Here is an 18,879-nt window from a genome sequence, read left to right as displayed (position 1 = left end):
GAAACTGGACAACGTTCAATATGAATCCGAACGTTGTTCAACATAGGCTGCACCGGTGAGTGCCGAGACCGAGCAGCAGGCCACCGCGTGGGGCGACGCGGCGGGCAGGCGACGCGACATCCTGTCCTCCGCCGAGGAGATCCTCGACCAGCACGGGTACGCGGGTTTGACGATGCGCGCGATCGCCGTCGGTGCAGGGGTCAGCTCCGGAACCGTCTACCAGTACTTCGACGGCAAGGAGGCCGTGTTCGCCGCGCTCATGGCCCGACGGCTGGACGACCTCCGGGCAACCCTCGCGGGGGTGGACCGCGGGCTGGGCATCGCAGGCGTGCTCCGGGAGGTCGAACCGCAGGTCACCGAGCTGTGGCGGCGTTTCGGCCGCTCCGCCGCGCAGTGGGAGGCCAAGGTGCTCGCCGGGGGCAGGCGCGGCAAGGAGGCCACCGGCTCGGTGAAGGTCTACCGCAAGACGATCGACGCCCTGGCCCGGACGCTGGCGGAGACGGCACGGGCCTCCGGTCAGACCCTGGTCGACGACCCGGCCCTGCCGCACTGGGTGTGGGACTCGCTGATCGGCCTCGCCGACGACCTGCTGCTCCAGGGTTCGCGGACCAGCCGCATCACGCCCGCCCACCTGATCGCGTTCGCCACGGGCGCGATCGAGCGCGGCATCGTGCGACCGAACGGCGCCGAGTCCTGACCCGTGGGCGGATGCCCCAGGTGATCGCGGATGAAGCCGCTGGTCGGTCGTGCGGGGAACGGTCCCGACGGCACCGGGAACACTGCGAAGCGCGAAGCGGTGTGACCCGGTCCGGTTGTTTCCGGGTGTGGACGGTCGAGATCGGCCTGCGTCCGCGGAACGACGGGGTTCTGGTTGATCACCGCTGAATCTCCGGCGACCGGTCGAACACCGGTGGATGACAACACGTGGAGGTAAAGTGCAGCGCTTCTGGAAACTCGTCAGCGTCGTTCTCGTCGGCCTCGTGGCCACGATGATCACCGCCCTCGCGGCCTCGCCCGCGCAGGCGGAGGCACGTCGGGACGTGGCCGCGGCGCACGTCCAGCAGGTCGACGCGCACGTGGAACCCCTCACCGCCAGCCAGTGCGTCGGCTACCTCACCTCCACCGGGTACTCGGTGGGCGGGGCTCGCCTGACCGCCTGCGTGCTCGGGTCCGTCCAATCGCCCACGGCGATCGTGGCGTGCACCGGGGCACTGGTCGCCACCGGTGTGTGGTTCCGCATCGCGGCCGCGGCCTGCGCCCTCGCCGCCATACCGTGAGGTCTTGACCGCCGTCCCACTCGGTGACCAGGCCCACCGCGCGATGGGGGTCCCGCGATCGCGGCGATGATCGTGCGAGGAGTGGCACGCTCTCGCAGGCGGTCTCGCGCGGTGGGCTGGTCGACCTGGGTGCGTCGGGAGTTCCGATGGCCCCTGTGAACCGGCACCCCGACGTTCCCCGGATCTCGTTCACGGGCTCGACCGAGGTCGGCAAGGTCGTCGCGGCCGTGCTGGGTGCGCTCTCCTCCGGGTTCGTCACCACCTGAACGAGAGCCGCGTCGGCAACCACTCGACAAGGGTGTTCTCTCGCGGGCGCGGATCGATCGGTGCGATACTGGTAGGGCCCATTCGCGGCACTGGTCATAGGAGTTGTGGTCCGGTGCACGCAGCCGTGCAGCACCCGATGATCGGGCCGTGCACCGTCGACGACTGGCTTGCGTTGCCTCCCCCGGTGGACGGCTCGCGTCTCGAACTCATCTTCGGACACCTCCACGTGTCCCCAGCGCCCTCGGGCGAACACCAGTACGCGGCCTACCGCCTGACCCGCCTGGTCGACGACGCGCTGCGGGCCGCAGGCCGCGCCGACCCGCACGTGGTCCCCGCGGTGAACGTGCGGATCTCCACCGCGTGGCGCACGGCCCTCATCCCGGACGTGGTCGTGCCGACCTGCGAACCGGTCGGAGTCAGCTTCGCCGCGGAGACCGTCGCACTGGCGGTGCAGATCTGGTCACCGGGCAACCCCCGTGCCGAGCGGGAAACCAAGATGGCCGGCCACGCCGCGGCGGGTGTGCCGTTCCTGTGGACGGTCGACCAGCCCGACGACCTGCCGGCCTTGACCGCTCATCGCCTGGTGGACGGCCAGTACGCGCGGGAGAACACCGCCACGGGCAAGGGACCGGTGGCCGTCACGGCCGCGCCGGTCACGATCACCATGGACGTGGCCGACCTGGATTCGTGAGCCCGGGGTGATCTCCTGGTAGTTCTTCTCGGTGATCGACCGGGCCGTGAGATGGCGTGACCTCATGACGCAAGAGTTTTCGACTCCCAGGTTTCCCACGGTGACATGAATTGTCAAAACTCAGGGGAGCGCCACGTGCTGGACGCGTCACGACCACTCCGGGCTACGGGTCAGGTGTCCTGGAGTGGTCGGGTCGAGTTCCCGGTGCGATCCCCGACGGGCTCAGCTGCGGTAGCGCTCCGGGATCCGCGCGATCGCCCCGGCTTCGTCCGCGTGCACCAGCAGGTCCAGTGCCGCTGTGAGGATTCGTCGCTGCTGTGCGGTGTCGTGGGGTGCGCCGAGCGCCGCGCCCATCGGGGTGTCGGTCGCGGCGATCCTGGGTGCGCCGAGCTGTGCGGCCACGGCGGGCAGTGACGCGATGATGACCGTCGGGATGCCCGCCTGCTCGACCAGCCGTTGCAGGACGACGGCGGAGCGGTGGCAGCTGCCGCACGCGCCGACCAGCACGACGGCGTCGGCGCCGGACTCCTTCAGCCGCCGTACGAGGTCCGGGCCCGTGCGGGTCCTCACCAGCTCGATCTCCGTGCCGCCGCCCTGCATGGCGAAGTGGGTCGGGCTCACGCCGCCCAGCACGCCGTCCTCGGCCAGTTCGCGGAGCCGGGCCAGGGGGAACAGGCAGTTGGGGTCGGTGTTGACGTCGCTGTTGTCGTAGCTGCCGGAGGCGAAGGTGAGTTCGTCGTCGGTCGCCGTCGCGGGGATCTCGCGGAGGCTGTAGTCGGCGTAGGGGCGGAACGGCGCGTCACCGGTGGTGTGCGCGCCCGCGGACGACACCAGCGCGACCACGGTCCCGGACAGCGGCTGTCCCAAGGGGACCAGTGGTGTCGGGGCGGTGGCGGAGACGGGGACCTCGCTGCGGATGCCCCCGGTCAGCGTCGGTCGACCGCCGTTGCCGGCCGCCGCGGTCTCGACGAGCTTCTGGTTGTCGCGCGGCACCTCCGGGTCCCACGAGCGGGGTGCGGGCAGGGTGTCCGCGCCGAACAGCAGCGTCTTCAGCATGGCGACCCCCCGGCCCGCGTCCAGGGCGTCGGCGGTGTTCTCGCCGAGGACGTCGGACTCCTGACCGGTGACGGCCTTGTTCACCTCGATCAGCGCGTACATGTACTCGTTGCCGGACACCAGGCCGCGGGCGGCGGACCAGCACACGCCGACGGTCGGCGTCCCGTACTTCGCGATCTCCTCGATCTCGGCGGCGAAGTCGATGTGGTTGTTGCCGAACCCCTCGGTGGCCACGACCACGCCGTCCACTCCCGCCGCGGCGACCATCGCGCCGACCCGCCGCGCGACGAAGCGCTTGTCCGCTTCCTGCGCCGGGCTGCCGACCACGATCACGCCGGTCAGCCGCAGCTCGGTGTCCTCGGCGAGAGCCGTGACGAGCGGGTCGCGGTAGTAGTGCAGCGTGGTTTCCTTGCTGGACGGTCCGACGCAGCACAGGGAGTGCAGCGCGCCGTCCCGCACCTCGTTCACCCGGAGCTGTTGCGGCAGGTTTCCGAGGTCGATCAGGGAGGTGGAGCCGCGCACACCGCCCGGCTCCGCGGGGAACACCAGGTTCTCGTGCATGGCGCCCTGCCCCATGACCAGCTTCACCAGCGCGACGCGCGGGCCCGCGCCCGAGGGCTCCTCCAGGGTGCGGCGGTCGGTGACGGCGGCGGGCGGGGCGTCGAGCAGGGCGCGTCGCAGGCGGTCCGCGACGACGTCCGCCGCCCGGTGGGCCGCCGCGGGTCCCGGCCGCTCCATCCGCCGCCCTGCCTCGATCGTGACCGCGATCCGGATGATCCAGTCGCCGGGATCGGGGGTTCCGGGGGCGGCGTCCGACATCCGCTCGGACAGCACCCCGGCGGAGTTGCCCGCCTCGCCGAGTTGCGTTCCGTCCGCGTCCACCCCGGTCACCACGAGCACCACGCCGGTGGCCAGCCGCGTCACGCCGTCGCCGATACCGCCGTCGACCTTCACCGCCAGCGGCACCGCGTCGAGGACCGTGTCCGTGCGCACGTCGCGCTCGCCCGGCGCGACGACGTCGACCGTCACCGAGGTCACCAGCGGGACGGCGATGCCGGCGGTGACGTCGTCCGCGACGGTCAGCGTGCCGCCGCGCAACCCGGTCCGCTCGCCGAGCGCCACCTCGCGGACCGCCACGAGCTCCTGGACCAGTGAAGGCGGTGGCAGGACCTCGCAGTCGCAGCGCACCGGTAGCCGGGCCGGGGGCACCGTGGCGTTGGAGTTCATCCGCGCCTCCACGTCAGTAGTAAAATGACCGATGGTCATGACGGTAGGAGTTCACGGCGTCAGGAGTCAAGTGAACATAGGTGCTTATGATGGTCGTGCCGTCCTCACGGCGGTCGACCTCGTCAACACTGGCGGGGCCGACTCCGGCCACGATGACCTGCGCGATGCCGACCGGGCGGCGGAGCTGCTCAGGCACCGGGGCTGGGTCGTGCCCACGGCACCCTCGGAGGCCGACCTCACGCGGCTGCTGGGCCACCGCGACACCCTGCGCCGAGCCTTCGGCGGCGCCACCGCGCCCGAGGTGGTCCAACTCCTCAACCGCACGCTCGCCGAACTGCGGGCACTTCCCCAGCTCACCGACCACGACGGCCACTGGCACTGGCACTACGCGCCGCCGGGGGCCGGCATCGCCGACCGGGTCGCCGCCACCACCTCCGCGGCCCTGCTGTCCCTCGTCGCCAACGGGGGACACGACCGGATGCGCGAGTGCTCCGCGGAAGGCTGCTCGTCCGTGTTCGTGGACCTCTCCCGCAACGGATCACGCCGCTACTGCAGTTCGACCGCGTGCGGCAACCGCACCCACGCGGCCGCCTACCGGGCCCGCAGGCGCGTCACCGGGTCCTGAGACCCACCACCCCGATGACGCCGAGTTCCCGAGCGCGTGAGCGCGGTCGCCGGACGACTCCTCACCTGCGGTGGCGGATCCCGGCGTAGAGGAGCGTGCCCCCGGCGAAGGCGACGGCGAGGCCCGCCCACCCGCGCTGGTTCGCGGCCATCGCGGCCTCGTACTGCTCGGCGTCGAGTTCGCGGACGACGACGCCGTCCTTCGATTCGCGGTACTTCCCGTCGCTGTGCTCGAAACTCCCCGCGGTGGTGTCGGTCAGCAGCGGGAACGCGAAGAGGAACGCCCCGCCGAAGAACGCGATCACCGCCACCACGACCGCCCACACCGGCAGCGTCGGCTTCTCGAAGTTGTACCCACCCCTGGTCAACACCACCGTTGTCGCCAGCAGGGCCAGGGAGATCACCGTCAGCACGACGTTCGCCGACCGCGGCAGCAACGGACCGCCGGTCACGAACCCGGACACGACGACGACGGCATCGATGAAGATCACCACGAGGGAGGCCCACTGCAACGGCACCAGTTTCATGCTTCAGCAAGGTAGGCCCAAACCCGTCCACCTGGCCACGGTCGTGGACAGCGATCTTCGGGTGGGTGGGCCGATCGGCTCGCCGAGCCACGAGGCCGAAGCCCTCGGCACCACCCCGGCGGGAGGCACCGTCACCAGCGCGTGCGGCGGGTGCTCCGGCGGCGGACCACCGTGAGCTGAAGCCGGGCGGCCAGGGGGACCCGTGCTCCGCGGTGCCCACGAGTGCCCGGGGTTCGTGCGGGAAGGCGCACCTCACCCGACGCCGCGCGCATGGCCGTCGCGGCCGGGGTGCGGGCCGCAGAGTCCCCCCGCGCCGGTGGAATCCCGTGCGAGGTGCGGGGGTCGGCCCCGGAACTGGTCTCGTGCCTCGAAGGCGGGCAGGACCCACCGGCGCGGTCGTGGCCAGGGGCCGCGGAGGAAACGCGCAGCGGGCCGGTCGGGCCTATCAAGACGGTCGGCTGCCGTTCAACCTGCAAAAACCTTTATGAGACAACATTTTCCCCGGTTCCGCCTTCTCCGCGGCGGCGATAGCCGGTTTGCTGGAGGCATGACAGCCGTCGCCGGTGGTCTGGTGGTGTCCCGAATCCAGCGTTCCACGATCGCGTTCCTCTCGCGGGTGGACGAACTCCGTTTGTTCCCAACATCGAGCACGGACGAGGTGGCCACTTCATGGTGCACAGAACCGCAGCACTCAGCCGATCGCTGGTCGTCGTCACGGCGGCTGTCGCGTTGGTCTCGACCCTGATCACTCCGGCGTCCGCCGATCCGGGGCTGACCAGTCCCGCGCCCCCGACCACGACGGTCACCGGATCTCCTCTTGCGGTGCCGGAAGACCGGCCCGTGGCCGGAAGCGTGGCCGCGGATCCCCGTGAGGACCTGCCCGCCGCGCCGACGAGCGTCTGCGCCCAGGTGCACATGCAGGACCACGGTTGGCAGCAGGGACGGTGCGTCCAGGCAGGCGAGGTCGTGACGGTCGGCCTGGCCGGACAGGGACTCCGGGTGGAGGCCTTGTCGTTGACGGTCTTCGGGGTCAACTTCTGCGTCATGGGACACGTGGAGGTGATCGGTTGGCAGGACTGGAACTGCCAGGCCGCCGGGGCCACCGCGACGGTCGGCACCACCGGGCAGAGCCTGCGGATGGAAGCGGTGGCCTACGGCGTGCAGACGGGGGTGATCTGCGGGAACGCCTACGTGCAGGACGTCGGCTGGCAGGGCTGGTACTGCGGGGTCGACGGCGACTACAACGCCGCGGGAACCACGGGGCAGAATCGGCGGATAGAGGCGTTGGCCTTCTTCGTCCAGTGAACCCGCAACCCACACGTCACCCCGGCGGATCTCCGCCGGGGTGACGTGTGGGGTCGCGATGAGCGGGAAGGCTGGGCACGAGGCGCCCGAGTGGACCATCCTGTCGGCGTGATGAGTGACAGCACCCCGGACAACGCGGACACGTCATCCGGCGGCGGTGAGCCGCCGGACGACGCCGTGCTGTGGAGCGGTGGCGACCGGGAGTCGTTCGACGTGGTCTTCGAGCGGCACGTCGAGGCGGTGTGGAACCACGCCTACCGGCTGACCGCGTCGCGGGAGCGGGCGTACGACGTCACGTCGGCGACCTTCGTGACCGCGTGGCGGTCGCGGGCCGACGTGACGCCGGTCGGGCCGAGTGCCCTGCCGCTGCTGTGCGCGACGGCGGGTGACGTCGTGCGCGCCGGGCACCGGCGGTCCCGCGGGTCGGCCACCCCGCAGCCGGTCGACGAGCACGCCGACGCGGTCGTGCACCGCGTCGACGACGACTCCCGGCTGCGCGAGGTGATCGACGTGGTGCGCCGACTCCCGCGGGCGCAGCGCGAGGTCGCCGAACTGTGCCTGCTCGGCGGTCTCCCGGTCGCCGACGCCGCCGTGCACCTGCGGGTCTCCGAGGAGACCGCGCGCTCCCGCCTAGCCCTGGCCCTGGCCCGTCTGGCGGAGGACGTTCCGGCCGACGAGCCGCTCGCGCTCCCACCCGCGGTGCGGGGCCGGTTGCGCGCCGAGGTCGAGCGGGGGGTGGCCCGGCGTGCGGTCCCCGGCAGGCTCCTCGCGGTGGCCGCCGTCGTGCTGCTGCTCGCCGGGACGGTCCTCGTGCTGAGGCAGGTGCCCGACGCGCCTCACCCGGTCGCGGCGGTCGGCGGGTCGTTGGACCGGGAGGCCGCCGCTGTCGCGCTGGACCGCTGCTGGGCGGCCGTGCGGCAGCGGGGGCTGGCCGATCGCTTCCCCGACCGTTCCCTGTGGACACCGTCGTTCACCGCTGGCGACTCCCAGATCGGCGTGGTCGCCGCCCGTGCCGACGGCAAGCCGCTGTTCTGCCAGACCACACCCACCACGGTCACGGTGACCGACCCGAACGCGGCGCCGGACTCCGGGACCGCCGCCGTCCTGTTCAGCCGTGAGGGCGTCGTCGCGGGCGTCACCGACGTGGGGTGGAGCCGGATCGCGCTCAAGGGCACCGGCCCCCACGGCAGCGTCCTGCTCAAAGCCGAGTCGGGCGACCACCTGTTCGTCGGACGGACGGGGGTGAACCTCGCCGGAACGAGGATCAGCGTCAACGAGATCGACTCGGAGGACCCCACGGCCGTGCGGGAACTCGCCGCGCCCGCGCCGCCCGCCGTCCTGGTCCGCGACCGGTCGGACGGACCTGCGCCGGACCGCGCGTCCGACGCGGGTAGCGCGCTGGGGGACTGCCTGGCCCGGTCGTCGCGGCCCCTGCCGGATCCGGACTCCTACCGGCCGGGCGCGCTGGTGACCTACCCCGGTGGCAGGCTCGTGCTCGGCCGCAGCGCGAACAGCCTGGTGACGTGCCGGTCGGACGAGGAGAGGACCGAGGCCGTCCGCACGCTCCTCGTCAACAGCGGCGCGCCCGCCGTGATGAACGTCCTGACCGTCGTCGAGGGCGACCGCACGATCTTCGGGGGTGAGCTCCGCCCGGAGGTCTCGACCATGGAGATCAGCCTCGGTGACGGTCCACCGCGGCCGGTCACGGTGGCCGACCGCACCTTCGCGTTCCTCGTCCCGCCGTTCGCCCCGTCGGGTCCCGATGCCCGTCCCCGCCCCCTCGTCGTCCACGCCGTGGCGCGCGACGCGAACGGTGTGCAGGTCTACGAGAGGTCGTGGAACCGGTGACCTCCACCGTGGTCGCTCACCGCACCGGGCGAGCACCTTCCCCGTGATCGCCCCACCGCGAGACGACCCCGGCGACACCGGTGGGGGAACCGCGGACCCGTCGTGGCAGCCCGGTGTCACCGCGGCCCGTGCGCCCGGAGCTTCGCGCCGAACCCCGGCAGCAGCCGGAGCACGTCGTGCGCGCGGTCGAACCGGACGACCTCGGCGCGGTCCAGGTCGGTCAGCCAGTCCTCCATCGGCCAGAAGCCGTGACGCCGGTGGAAGAGCCGGGCGTTGACCACCAGCTCCCGTACGTGGCGCTCCTCGTACCTGCTGGGAGGGTGGTGCTGGTGGTAGGCGACGGCCCCGCCGACCCAGGCCAGGCGAGCCCCGCGTTCCGCCGCGCGGAGCGCGAAGTCGGTGTCCTCGGCCCCGTACCCCGCGAACTGCTCGCAGAAGCCGCCGAAGCGGTCCCAGTCGTCGCGCGAGGTCGCGAAGGACAGCGACCAGAACAGCTCGAACCGCTCGTCGTCCAGCAGGATCCGTCCCGCCTCCGGAGCGGGCCTGCCGGGGTGCGGCTCGGCCAGGCGCGCCAGTTCGCCGTGCGGCGGGTATCCCCGGTGCGCCGGAGGCGGTAGGTACGCCACGGGGCCGCACAGCAGGGTCGCCGGGGGGACGTCGAGGGCGGCGGTGGTGTAGCGGGACAGCGCCAGGGGGCCGGGTATGCAGTCGACGTCCAGGAAGACCAGGAGTTCGGCACCGCACCGGATCGCGGCTCGCGCCCCGGCGTTGCGGGCCGCGGCCAGGGGAAGCCCCCGGTGTCCCGCGGTCACGGAGATCGGCGTCACCTCGGGGGCGGAGGGCACGGGTCGCAGCCGCGGGACGCCCGTCATGCCGACGACGACGTGCAGGTCGACCTCGTCGGCGCTGAGGGCTTCGCGTTGCCGGTGGAGATGGTCCTCACGCCCGGCGGCGATGGTGATGACAGCCGTCCGGGGCCGGTGCGCTCGACCCGTCACCGGTGCCGCGCCAGGTCGCGCAGCACCGCCGCGGCCCGAGCGGCGCCGTCACCGCGCGACCACGGTGACCAGTCGCCACCGCGCGACCGCGCGCTGGTCAGCACCGCCGACCACCGGTGTGGTTCGGGCCAGCTCGGGACCACCACGCCCAGGTCGGAGCGGACCAGGGCCGCGGCGGTGGCGTGCTGCTCGTCGAAGGGCCGGGGCTGGGGGATGACGACCGCGGGCCTGCGGGCCGCCGCCACCTCGGCGAGCGCGTTCTGCCCGGCGTGGGTGATCACGACGCCCGCCGCGTCCAGCAGTGGCCACGGGTCGTCGACCCAGCCGTGGTGGTGCAGGTTGGGCGGGCGGGGGCCGAGTGCCTTCCCGGACGCGGGTGGGCCCGCGATGTGCCAGTGCCACTCCGGGGTGGCCGCCGCCGCGGCGTGGAGCTGGGTCTCGGACACCGCCAGACCGCCCGCCCCCCACAGGACCAGGACGTTCCGCCGCGCGGTGGCCGGTGAGGCGGGACGGTCGTCGAAGCGCGAGAACGCCCCGACGTGCGAGGTCTTGGCCAGCCACGCCTCCGGCCAGTCCGGAGCGGGTTGCCGCGGCCACGGCGCGATGATCGCGTCGGCCAGGTCGTAGGCCGTGCGGTGCGCCCGGTCGGTCCGACGTCCGGGCTGCGCGACGACCACCACCGGCACGCCGTGCAGCCGGGCCAGCAGGGCGATCTCGACCGATACGTCCGCGACCAGCAGGCGGACCGAACCGCCGCGCAGGTCCGCGCTCACCATGGCCATCCGTTCACGCAGGCCCTCGTGGTGCCGGGGTGCCCAGTGCAGCGTGGCCCCCGCGGTGACGTCGTCGTGCGTCGCGTCGACACCCCTGGCGTCGCCGGGCAGCGTCGTCCACCGGCCCGGCCAGCGGGCGGGCGCGGGGAGGCTGGAGATCCCGAGCACGTCCCCGCCCAGGTGGCGGGCGACGGAGGTGGCGCGGTGGAGGTGGCCGGACCCGTGGTGGTGCACGTAGTAGGCGATCACGACCGCAGCTCCCGGTACATCCGCACGTACCCGTCCACCATGCGGTCCACCGAGCACATGGTCTCGGCGCGGTGCCGTGCCGCGTCCCGGTCCAACGAGGCGGCGCGGGTGATGGCCGCGGCGAGCCCGGCCACGTCGTCGGGCGCGGCCAGGACGCCGCTGTGCTCGTCGAGCACCTCGGGCAGGGCCCCTCGGGCGAAACCGGCGACCGGGGTGCCGCAGGCGAGCGCTTCGGCCACCACCAGTCCGTACGGTTCCTCCCAGCGCGGTGACACCACGGCGACGGTGGCGGACCCGACCAGTCGCACCAGGTCGTGGTGGGTCAGGTGCCCCTCGTACACGACGTCACCACCCAGGAGCGGCTCGATCTCCCGCCGGAAGTACTCGGCGTCCGGTCGGGGACCGGCCAGCCGCAGCCCCGTCCCAGCCGAGCGCGCGGCCCGGATGGCCAGTTCGGCGCCCTTCTCGGGTACCAGCCTGCCGAACCAGACCGGTGGTCCTCCGCCGCCGCCGGGCACCCACCGGTCGAGTGCGACCCCGTTGCGCACCACGGTGATCGCGGACACCAGGGACGACCACTGCCGGGCGGTGTGAGCGCTGACGGCGGCGAAGGAGGCGTGCTCGGGGGAGCACAGCCTGATCGCGGACTCCAGCCACGGGGTGGGTGGTGTGTGCAACGTGGTCAGCACCGGCGCGCGGAGCGCCGAGGCCATGGCGACGGGCAGGTAGTGCAGCGAGTTGTTGTGCACCACGTCGCACCCCGCGGAGGAGCTGAGGTCCATCATCAAGCCGAGGTAGGCGTGGTGCTCCGCGATGAAGTAGTCGGGCGGCATGCTGACGTCGCGTCGGGCTTGCGCCGACAGGGGCGGGAGGACCGGCATGGCCCTGACCCGCAGCGCCGGGTCCGAGCCCGTGCCGCCGAAGATCGTCACCTCGTGTCCTCGCGCCCTCAGGCCGGTGGCGAGTTGCCACGTGTGCGCCTCCAACCCCCCGGCGAAGGGCTCGCGGATGGGGTAGCGCGCCGAGGCGATCAGACCGATGGAGAGCGGAGCGCCGGTCAGGGTGTCACCTGACGGCCGAGGTGGACCCGTGACGGGCCCCGCGCGGCCACCCCCGCGCAGTGCCGTCCGAGAACCACCTGGTTCGACGGCGGATGGTGTTCGTGCCACCGCATGTGCTCCTTCTACCGGGCGCGCTCGTCGATCGGTTCACCGACCGCGAACCGAGGGGGGACGGTCCTCACCACCCGGTGGTGAAGGGCCGTCCCTCGTTCCAGCACGGTTCAGGCGGTGGGTGCGAGAACCTTCGCCCGTGGGCACGACCCGAGCGCGTGAACGTCCCACGTGGAGCGAAGAGACCCGGCGGGTGCGGCTTCCATGTGCCTCCACCGGTTCAGACCCGCTGGTTCAGCGGGTGTCGTCCCCCGTGACGGAGATACCCGCGCTGGAACGGGGGAAACAACGAGCGGACGGTGACCGTGGACGCACGTCAACGCGTGCACGGGGCTGAGCGGGGCGAGCGGTGGTCGTGGTTCACGGGTCCATCGTGGACCGTTTCGCGCCGGTGCGCCCCGCGACCGGACGTGATCCGGTGAAAAACCGGCTCCGAGGTTTGAACGCGGCCACGGCACACCTCGTTCCACTTCACCCGAACAGGTGTGTCGCCGTCGTGTTTGGTCACGAGGGACGAGGGCTAACCGGGACCTGTGCAACGGCAGCTGAGAGTCGCCTCCGTGCCGGCGGGGCACCCCTACATCCGCAACATCTCGGACGTGAGCGCCACCCCTGGCTTCCTCGTCCTCCCCGACCCGCCGGTGCCGGGAGCGCCCCCCGGTCGCTGGTGGCCGCACCAGTCGCTGGAACCCGGGTGGCTGCGCACCCACCACGCGCGGTTCGACCTGCTGCACCTGCACTTCGGCTACGAGCACCTCTCCGCGCGGGACCTGCGCTCGGTGGTGGAAACCCTGCGCGCCCTCGGCAAACCCCTGGTCCTCACCGTGCACGACCTGCGCAACCCCCACCAGGTCGACCCCGGCCCGCACCGCGAGGCGCTCGACGTGCTCATCCCCTCAGCCGACGCCGTCATCACCCTGACCAGGGGGGCCGCCGACCAGATCGCCTCCACCTGGGGGCGCGTCGCGACGGTCGTCCCGCACCCGCACGTGGTCGACCCGGAGCGAGCGCGTCGGACGTCCGCGCGTGGTGAGCGCGACCGGTTCGTGGTCGGGGTGCACGCGAAGAGCATGCGCGCCAACTGCGACGCCGTCGCCGTGGCCGAGCAGCTCGCGCGCACCACGTCCACGCTGCCCGGTTCGCGGCTGGTGGTCCACGCCCACGACGACGAGGACGGTCGCCGCGCCGCGGACGAACTGGAACAGCGCGGTGTCGCCGTCACGGTGGGGCCGCCGTTCTCCGACTCCGAGCTGTACGACTACCTGGAGGGCCTCGACGTGTCCGTCCTCCCGCACCGGTTCGGCACCCACTCGGGCTGGCTGGAAGCCTGCTACGACCTGGGGACGACGGTGCTGGCCCCGGACTGCGGGTTCTACCAGGAGCAGGCTCCCTGCCTGCTCTACCACCGCACGGAGACCGCACTGGACCTCGACGGCCTGGACGCCGCACTGCGCCGCGCGCATTCCCAGCGGCCCCGATGGCGAGCCGACCCCGACGAGCGGGGGGTCGCCCGGTCCGCCATCACCAGCGCTCACAACGAGGTCTACCGCGCGGTGGTGTCCGCTGTTCGCCCGTCGACCGCGGTCCTTCGATGAGGGTCCACACCTACGCCCCCGGGCCCGCGGGACACGGAGTCGTCCGGCACGCGCGAGCGGTCGCCCGCCTCTGCGCGCGGCACGGGGTGCTCGACACCGAACAGGCGCCGGACCTCACGCACGCCCACTTCACCGACGCCCTGTTCGGCCCCACGATCGGGGAAGCGGCTCGGACCTACCGCGGGTGGGCCGAGGGAGCCCGCCGTCCGCTGGTGGTCACCGTGCACGACGTTCCCGATCCCCGCGGCCAGGGCCGTCGTGACCGAGCGCGCTGCGCGGGCTACGCGGCCGTCGTCGAGGCCAGCGACGCCGTCGTCGTCTCCGCGGAGCACGAAGCGCGCAAGATCGCCGAGCTGACCGGCGAGACCCCGCACCACATCGATCTGCCGCTCCCGCCGGAACCGGCACCGGCTCGGGCCGAGAGCCCCGCGGGCACGTCCTCGTCCTTGGTCCTGCTCGGCTACCTCTACCCCGGCAAGGGGCACGACGACGCGATCGACCTGGCCGCGGAGGTGGGCCGCGACCGCGCGGGCGGTGCCCCCGCGGTGATCGCCGCGGGGGCCACCAGCACCGGGCACCACGACCTGGAGGACCGTCTGCGACGGCACGCCGAGCGCAGACGCGTGCCGCTGGTCATCACCGGACACCTGACCGACGCGCGGTTCTCCTCGGTGGCCGCGACGGCAGGGGTCCCCTTGATGCTCAACCGCGACGTCAGCGCCAGCGGTTCCCTGCTGTCCTGGCTGTCCTGCCTGCGGCGACCGATCACCTGGGCCGGTCCGTACAGCACCGAGATCGAACGCCGCCATCCGGGCACCCTGCTGCTGGGGAACGACGAACGCGACCTGGTCGAGCACATCTCCCGCGCGCTGGAGGACACGGGGACGACACGGCTGCCACGCCGCCCGCGATGGCAGGACACCGGCGCCGAGCACGTCGCCCTCTACCGCTCCGAACTGGCCGGTTTTCGAGCACGACCGGGTGGGCCACCGTGCTGACCGACGTCCTGGTACCCCACAACCGGTGGGACTCGGTGACGGGGTACCCGCGGCAGGAACCCGCCGTGACCGTCGTCGTGACCCACTTCGAACAGCACCACCTGCTGGGCCGGATGGCGTCCGCCCTGCAACGCCAGACCTTGCGGCCGTCCCAGGTGGTGCTGGCCGACGACGGGTCGGCCGTCACCCCCGCCTTCGCCGTGCGGGGCGTCGAGACCCTCGTGGTGAGCCAGCCCGACGAGGGGTTCCGCGCCGCGGCCGTCCGAAACCTGGCGGTCCGGCACAGCACGGGTGACGTCCTGGTCTTCCTGGACGCCGACACCGTGCCCGAAGCGGAGTACGTGGAACGCGTGGTGCACCACATCGGTCTCTGCCCCGACGTGCTGGCCGTGGGCCGCCGCAGGCACACGTCGTTCTCCCGGCTCGCCGATGACGAGCAGCCGGGGGACGCCGATGCCCTCGACGAACCACCATGGCTGCGAGATGCCTACGCCGCCACGGAGAACCTGCTGAACGCCGACGGCCGCAGCTTCCGCTTCGTGATCGGAGCGGTGATGGCGTGCAGGAAGGAGCTGTTCCTCGACCTCGACGGTTTCGACGAGCGGTTCGTGGGCTACGGCGGGGAGGATTGGGACTTCGCCTACCGCGCGTGGAACGCGGGTGCCGTGCTCGTGCACGAGCGCACGGCCGTCGCGTGGCACGACGGACCGGACTGGAGCGGGCGCGGGGACAGCACCGACGTCCTGGACGCGCAGAGCGCACGGCTGGCCGCCGTGATACCCGAGCCCGCGACCCGCGGTGCCCCGTTGGCCGGGGTGGTGTTCGACGTGCTGGCCACCGTGCGCGCCGACGGGCCTTTCAACCACGTGGTGCGCACGGTGCACTCGCTCCTGCGCCAAGACCACCGGGACCTCGGTATCCGGCTCCCGGTCGACGACGAGCGCCTGCTGGAGACCTACGAGGGGGTGGTGCGAGTGGCACCGTGGACGGAGGACCAGGCGCGTCGAGCACGGGTCCACCTCACCGTGCACGGGCCGCTGCCCGTGTCCGCAGTCCACCGCGCGGTGGAGTCGATCACCGGATCCGACGTCGGTCGAGTGGACCTGGTCCAGGAGGGGGAGTTGCTGGCCGTGGCGTGGTCCACCCGCGCGGTCGGCCGCGCACGTCGGTGGGCGCACCGCTTCGAGCGGCACGAGGTCCTGCGGCGGGCTTTCGGCGTCCACCGGATCGACCTCGGCGCGAGGGAGGAGCGCGGCCGAACGCTGGAGGGGTTCTTCTCCTCGTGGCGGTGACGGTCGTCCCTCGTCCTCACCCGGCGGCGAGGTGATCGGCGGTGTCGTTCGCCCTCGCGGTCACGATGTGGTGCCGCAGGTCCGGTGACATCATGGCGGGCACCCGCACGGTGCAGGAGAACCCGCGGCGCGCGAGCAGGCGCTCGACCTCCGCCAGACGGCCGTCGACATCGTGCACCTCGATCACGACCGCGGCGATGCGCGGCCAGTCGTGGTCGTCGATGCCGCGCAGCACCTCCAGTTCCGCGCCCTCGACGTCCACCTTGACCAGATCGATCCGCGACCGGTCCCTCGGCAGCACCTGCGACAGGCGCACGACGTCGACCTCGACCGAACTGGTGCTCAGCATCTCGTCGGCCGCGGCCGGATCGGGTTGGGCACCGCGCATGGCCGCCACCCACGAGGCGGGCTTCTCCTGCGGACGCCCCGTCGAGTTCGCCGAGAGGTGCGTGTAGGCCGTGAGCACCGTTCGCCCGGACGACTCCCCGAGCGCGACCTCCAGGACGCGCACCTCGTCAACGGCGACGTCGGCGAGGTTGAGGCGCAGCAGCGCGCACGTGGGGGGAACGGGTTCCACCGCGACGACCAGCGCTTCCGGGCACTCCCTGGCGATTCGCAGCGCGAACAGGCCGATGTTGGCGCCCGCGTCCACGACGACGGCGTTCGGCGGCAGCCGCGGCAGGTCCTTGAGGTAGTCGTCGTGGGTGAAGATCTCGTGGTAGAGGTAGTGGGCCTCGCCCGCGGCCCATCGACCGTCCCGCGTCAGGACCGCGAGGTCATCGGCCACCCGCACGCGCACGAGCCCGGTCGGCGAGCTCGTGTCCTGGTGCATGGTCTTCCGTTCTCGTTCGCCAGGTGGGGTGGACGGGGCACTCGTCCACTGGCGTGAACCGTACTTCGTCCCGCCGCACCGCGCCCGCCAGTTCGATGCGCAGCCCCATCGCGCCGACGGGTGGCGGTGGTGGTGCGGGGACGCCGACCGCGGCCGTGCCGAGTGCGAGGTCCGTTCCGGGGTTTCAAGCGGGTACCGGCGGAAACACTCCGAGAACGGCTCGATCGCCTGGAAGGCACGCCATGACCTCGTCGCCCGGCTCCACCGCTCGCGCTCCTGTCCCTCCGCGGGGCGGCGATTTCGCGTGCCTGACCGGTGAGTTCGAGGAAGCGGGCTTGCCGGAGGCGGGTGTGCGAGCCTCCTGCGGCGAGGTCCTGCGGCACCTCCACGACGCGGGCGCGCTCCTGGGGCACCCCGCTTCGCCGGTTCCGGGTCCGTGATCGACCTCGTCCCACGAGCAGTGGTGAACGCACCGCACGAGCAGGCACCAGCAGAAGGAGTGCGGAGCACATGACCGGCGGAGATGCTGCGCAACCGGAGCAGACGGCCTTCACCCTCGACCTCGACACGCGGGTCCAGAACTTGAGGGTGGTGCGTCGCTGGGTCGACGAGGTCTTGACCGATCTGGGCGACGACGTCCGGGACGACTGCGTGCTGGTGGCGAACGAGTTGGTGAGCAACGCGTTCGACCACGCCCAGGACCCCCGCCGCATCCGGCTGCGCAGGTCGTCGGAACCGCACGTCGTCCGGGTCGAGGTCGATGACGCGTCACCTGGTGGACCCGTTCTCGGCCGGTCGCGGCTGGGTGACGGTCGCGGTCGAGGACTGGTCATCGTCGAGCACGTGTCCGAAGCCTGGGGCGTGGATTCGAGAGCGGAGGGCAAGACCGTGTGGGCGGAGGTCCCCTGCTCGGCGAAGGTGACCCTCCGCGACCGCCAGTAGGACGGCGGCGGAGGGGGACCCGCTCAAGCGGTGTCGGCCAGGCGCGGCGGATCGTCCCGCAGCAGGCCCGCGACCCACTCGGCCACCTCACGGGGAGACGGCTTCCCCCGCACGCCGAAGTGAGCGATCTCGTGAAGGCGGTTGTCGCCACGGTGCTCCACGACCGCGAACCACCCGCGCTTCTCCCGCCAGGTCAACGCCAGGTCGTCGTCGGGGAAGCTCGGGAGACGACCCTCCACCGCGAGGTAGAGCGCGTCGGGCCGCACCGCCTCCACGCACCAGCTCTCGCCCTGCTGGCCGAGCGCCTCACTGATCTGCCGCGCCTGGAGGCGCAGCTTCCGCGTCACCTCGTGGTCGAAGTCCGCGTCCATGTCGTGACCGCCCCGCAACTCGCCCGGATGTGCCGACGCCGACTGTTCGACGTGGTCGCGAGTACCCGCGTGGCCGGTCGCGCGATCCTCGCGCCCGGTGTCCACGGTGGAGCGCCGAAGCGGAGCACCAGCGTCGACACGACCGGGCGTCGCTGCTCCGGGATCCGCTCACCAGGCCGTCCACGACCACCGCGGGTCCCGGCGGTGCGCCCCCGGCGGCGGCACCGCTCACGGTTCGACCCGGCGCGTGTTTGAGGTTCGCGCTCACGGGGAATTCCTCCATCGAGCAGGACGAGAGCGGCGTCGAGTCAGCCGCGGGTGTCGGACGAGGGAGAAGCGCAGTGGGTATCTTGGGTTGGATCGTTCTCGGCCTCATCGCGGGTGCCATCGCGAAGGCGATCATGCCCGGCAAGGACCCCGGCGGCATCATCGTCACGATGCTGATCGGCATCGTCGGAGCGATCCTCGGTGGCTTCATCGGCCGCGCGCTGTTCAACAGCGACATCAACAACTTCTTCGACCTGAGCACGTGGCTGCTGGCCATCCTCGGCTCGCTGGTGCTGCTGGGCATCTACCGCCTCGTCACCGGTCGACGCGCGCACGCCTGACGACGCACTTGCACGAGGGAGCCCCGGTCGCCGCACGGCGGCCGGGGCTCCCTCGCGTTGGCGCGGCAGGTGTTCACGCCGCTGTCGCGACGGGAGGCCCCTGGGGTCGCCCGCCGAGCACCACGGGTGACGTGGGCGCAAAGAGGGTGATGGTCAGAGGACGTTGCGGGACCACCCGGACGGTCTGCGCTACCGGGTTGGGGACGACGATGCGGAACGACGACGAC

Annotated in this window: 18 protein-coding genes; 11 read left to right on the top strand and 7 right to left on the bottom strand. The window is 72.3% G+C overall.

Translation table 11 applies throughout. The features are described from left to right. Positions 1-55: 55 nt before the first annotated feature. From AC156L_RS06645 to AC156L_RS06635, 3 genes are all read left to right on the top strand, one after another. Positions 56-697: a TetR/AcrR family transcriptional regulator gene (locus tag AC156L_RS06645; RefSeq protein WP_330876391.1), complete on the top strand. Its 642-nt coding sequence runs from the start codon at positions 56-58 to the stop codon at positions 695-697. Between the two features lie 238 nt (positions 698-935). After that, entirely contained in the window at positions 936-1,277 is a 342-nt protein-coding gene (locus AC156L_RS06640; RefSeq protein WP_330876390.1) for a hypothetical protein, read from the top strand. Between the two features lie 379 nt (positions 1,278-1,656). Then, positions 1,657-2,235 carry a Uma2 family endonuclease gene (locus tag AC156L_RS06635; RefSeq protein ID WP_330876389.1) on the top strand — a complete coding sequence of 193 codons (579 nt, stop codon included), beginning with the start codon at positions 1,657-1,659 and terminating at the stop codon, positions 2,233-2,235. A 222-nt stretch (positions 2,236-2,457) separates the two neighbouring features. Here AC156L_RS06635 and AC156L_RS06630 read toward each other — a convergent pair whose 3' ends face one another. Further along, positions 2,458-4,557, bottom strand: coding sequence for a glycine/sarcosine/betaine reductase component B subunit (locus AC156L_RS06630; RefSeq protein WP_484406681.1), 2,100 nt, complete (start codon positions 4,555-4,557; stop codon positions 2,458-2,460). A 31-nt stretch (positions 4,558-4,588) separates the two neighbouring features. On the opposite strand from AC156L_RS06630, the gene AC156L_RS06625 reads away from it, so the two are divergent. After that, entirely contained in the window at positions 4,589-5,143 is a 555-nt protein-coding gene (locus AC156L_RS06625; protein WP_330876387.1) for a CGNR zinc finger domain-containing protein, read from the top strand. 61 nt (positions 5,144-5,204) lie between these two features. Here the strand turns inward: AC156L_RS06625 and AC156L_RS06620 are convergent, their stop codons facing one another. Then, positions 5,205-5,669 (bottom strand): hypothetical protein, encoded by a 465-nt coding sequence (locus tag AC156L_RS06620; RefSeq protein ID WP_330876386.1) that lies wholly within the window; start codon positions 5,667-5,669, stop codon positions 5,205-5,207. A gap of 669 nt (positions 5,670-6,338) precedes the next feature. On the opposite strand from AC156L_RS06620, the gene AC156L_RS06615 reads away from it, so the two are divergent. Together AC156L_RS06615 and AC156L_RS06610 are read left to right on the top strand one after the other, a co-directional pair. Further along, positions 6,339-6,974 carry a hypothetical protein gene (locus AC156L_RS06615; RefSeq protein ID WP_330876385.1) on the top strand — a complete coding sequence of 212 codons (636 nt, stop codon included), beginning with the start codon at positions 6,339-6,341 and terminating at the stop codon, positions 6,972-6,974. Between the two features lie 111 nt (positions 6,975-7,085). Then, complete coding sequence (locus AC156L_RS06610; RefSeq protein WP_330876384.1) at positions 7,086-8,822, top strand: RNA polymerase sigma factor; 1,737 nt, start codon at positions 7,086-7,088, stop codon at positions 8,820-8,822. A gap of 116 nt (positions 8,823-8,938) precedes the next feature. Here the strand turns inward: AC156L_RS06610 and AC156L_RS06605 are convergent, their stop codons facing one another. The 3 genes from AC156L_RS06605 to AC156L_RS06595 are packed head-to-tail and all read right to left on the bottom strand — an operon-like array spanning position 8,939 to position 11,852. Beyond that, positions 8,939-9,820: a glycosyltransferase family 2 protein gene (locus AC156L_RS06605; RefSeq protein WP_330876383.1), complete on the bottom strand. Its 882-nt coding sequence runs from the start codon at positions 9,818-9,820 to the stop codon at positions 8,939-8,941. Beyond that, on the bottom strand, positions 9,817-10,842 hold the full coding sequence (locus AC156L_RS06600; protein WP_330876382.1) for a glycosyltransferase: 1,026 nt from the start codon (positions 10,840-10,842) through the stop codon (positions 9,817-9,819). Before AC156L_RS06600 ends, AC156L_RS06605 begins: the two co-directional genes overlap by 4 nt. After that, positions 10,839-11,852, bottom strand: a complete 1,014-nt coding sequence (locus AC156L_RS06595; protein WP_330876540.1) for a glycosyltransferase — start codon at positions 11,850-11,852, stop codon at positions 10,839-10,841. Before AC156L_RS06595 ends, AC156L_RS06600 begins: the two co-directional genes overlap by 4 nt. 761 nt (positions 11,853-12,613) lie before the next feature. Here AC156L_RS06595 and AC156L_RS06590 point away from each other — a divergent pair. From AC156L_RS06590 to AC156L_RS06580, 3 genes are read left to right on the top strand one after another with little or no spacing between them, the layout of a single operon-like run. Continuing rightward, the gene (locus AC156L_RS06590; RefSeq protein ID WP_330876381.1) at positions 12,614-13,609 is read left to right on the top strand and encodes a glycosyltransferase; all 996 of its coding nucleotides are present in this window, start codon (positions 12,614-12,616) and stop codon (positions 13,607-13,609) included. Next, positions 13,606-14,607: a glycosyltransferase family protein gene (locus AC156L_RS06585; protein WP_330876380.1), complete on the top strand. Its 1,002-nt coding sequence runs from the start codon at positions 13,606-13,608 to the stop codon at positions 14,605-14,607. The genes AC156L_RS06590 and AC156L_RS06585 overlap by 4 nt, the downstream gene beginning before the upstream one ends. Further along, complete coding sequence (locus AC156L_RS06580) at positions 14,601-15,899, top strand: glycosyltransferase (protein WP_330876379.1); 1,299 nt, start codon at positions 14,601-14,603, stop codon at positions 15,897-15,899. The genes AC156L_RS06585 and AC156L_RS06580 overlap by 7 nt, the downstream gene beginning before the upstream one ends. Before the next feature lie 16 nt (positions 15,900-15,915). Here AC156L_RS06580 and AC156L_RS06575 read toward each other — a convergent pair whose 3' ends face one another. Beyond that, a complete protein-coding gene (locus tag AC156L_RS06575) occupies positions 15,916-16,731 on the bottom strand; it encodes an FkbM family methyltransferase (protein WP_330876378.1) in 816 nt (271 codons plus the stop codon). Between the two features lie 510 nt (positions 16,732-17,241). Here AC156L_RS06575 and AC156L_RS06570 point away from each other — a divergent pair. Next, a complete protein-coding gene (locus AC156L_RS06570) occupies positions 17,242-17,673 on the top strand; it encodes an ATP-binding protein (RefSeq protein WP_330876377.1) in 432 nt (143 codons plus the stop codon). Positions 17,674-17,696: 23 nt separating this feature from the next. Here the strand turns inward: AC156L_RS06570 and AC156L_RS06565 are convergent, their stop codons facing one another. After that, positions 17,697-18,044: a DUF6292 family protein gene (locus AC156L_RS06565; protein ID WP_330876376.1), complete on the bottom strand. Its 348-nt coding sequence runs from the start codon at positions 18,042-18,044 to the stop codon at positions 17,697-17,699. 341 nt (positions 18,045-18,385) lie between these two features. On the opposite strand from AC156L_RS06565, the gene AC156L_RS06560 reads away from it, so the two are divergent. Beyond that, positions 18,386-18,652, top strand: a complete 267-nt coding sequence (locus AC156L_RS06560; protein ID WP_259628091.1) for a GlsB/YeaQ/YmgE family stress response membrane protein — start codon at positions 18,386-18,388, stop codon at positions 18,650-18,652. Positions 18,653-18,879: the final 227 nt, after the last annotated feature.

It is taken from the genome of Umezawaea sp., from assembly GCF_057122925.1.
This window is presented reverse-complemented; position numbering and strand designations above follow the sequence as displayed.

What these genes read in the sequence shown, in the direction of transcription:
- AC156L_RS06575 (WP_330876378.1), bottom strand. Translation starts at nt 16,731, where the DNA reads ATGCACCAGGACACGAGCTCGCCGACCGGGCTCGTGCGCGTGCGGGTG.
- AC156L_RS06570 (WP_330876377.1), top strand. Translation starts at nt 17,242, where the DNA reads ATGACCGGCGGAGATGCTGCGCAACCGGAGCAGACGGCCTTCACCCTC.
- AC156L_RS06585 (WP_330876380.1), top strand. Translation starts at nt 13,606, where the DNA reads ATGAGGGTCCACACCTACGCCCCCGGGCCCGCGGGACACGGAGTCGTC.
- AC156L_RS06565 (WP_330876376.1), bottom strand. Translation starts at nt 18,044, where the DNA reads ATGGACGCGGACTTCGACCACGAGGTGACGCGGAAGCTGCGCCTCCAG.
- AC156L_RS06615 (WP_330876385.1), top strand. Translation starts at nt 6,339, where the DNA reads ATGGTGCACAGAACCGCAGCACTCAGCCGATCGCTGGTCGTCGTCACG.
- AC156L_RS06620 (WP_330876386.1), bottom strand. Translation starts at nt 5,669, where the DNA reads ATGAAACTGGTGCCGTTGCAGTGGGCCTCCCTCGTGGTGATCTTCATC.
- AC156L_RS06610 (WP_330876384.1), top strand. Translation starts at nt 7,086, where the DNA reads ATGAGTGACAGCACCCCGGACAACGCGGACACGTCATCCGGCGGCGGT.
- AC156L_RS06630 (WP_484406681.1), bottom strand. Translation starts at nt 4,557, where the DNA reads ATGACCATCGGTCATTTTACTACTGACGTGGAGGCGCGGATGAACTCC.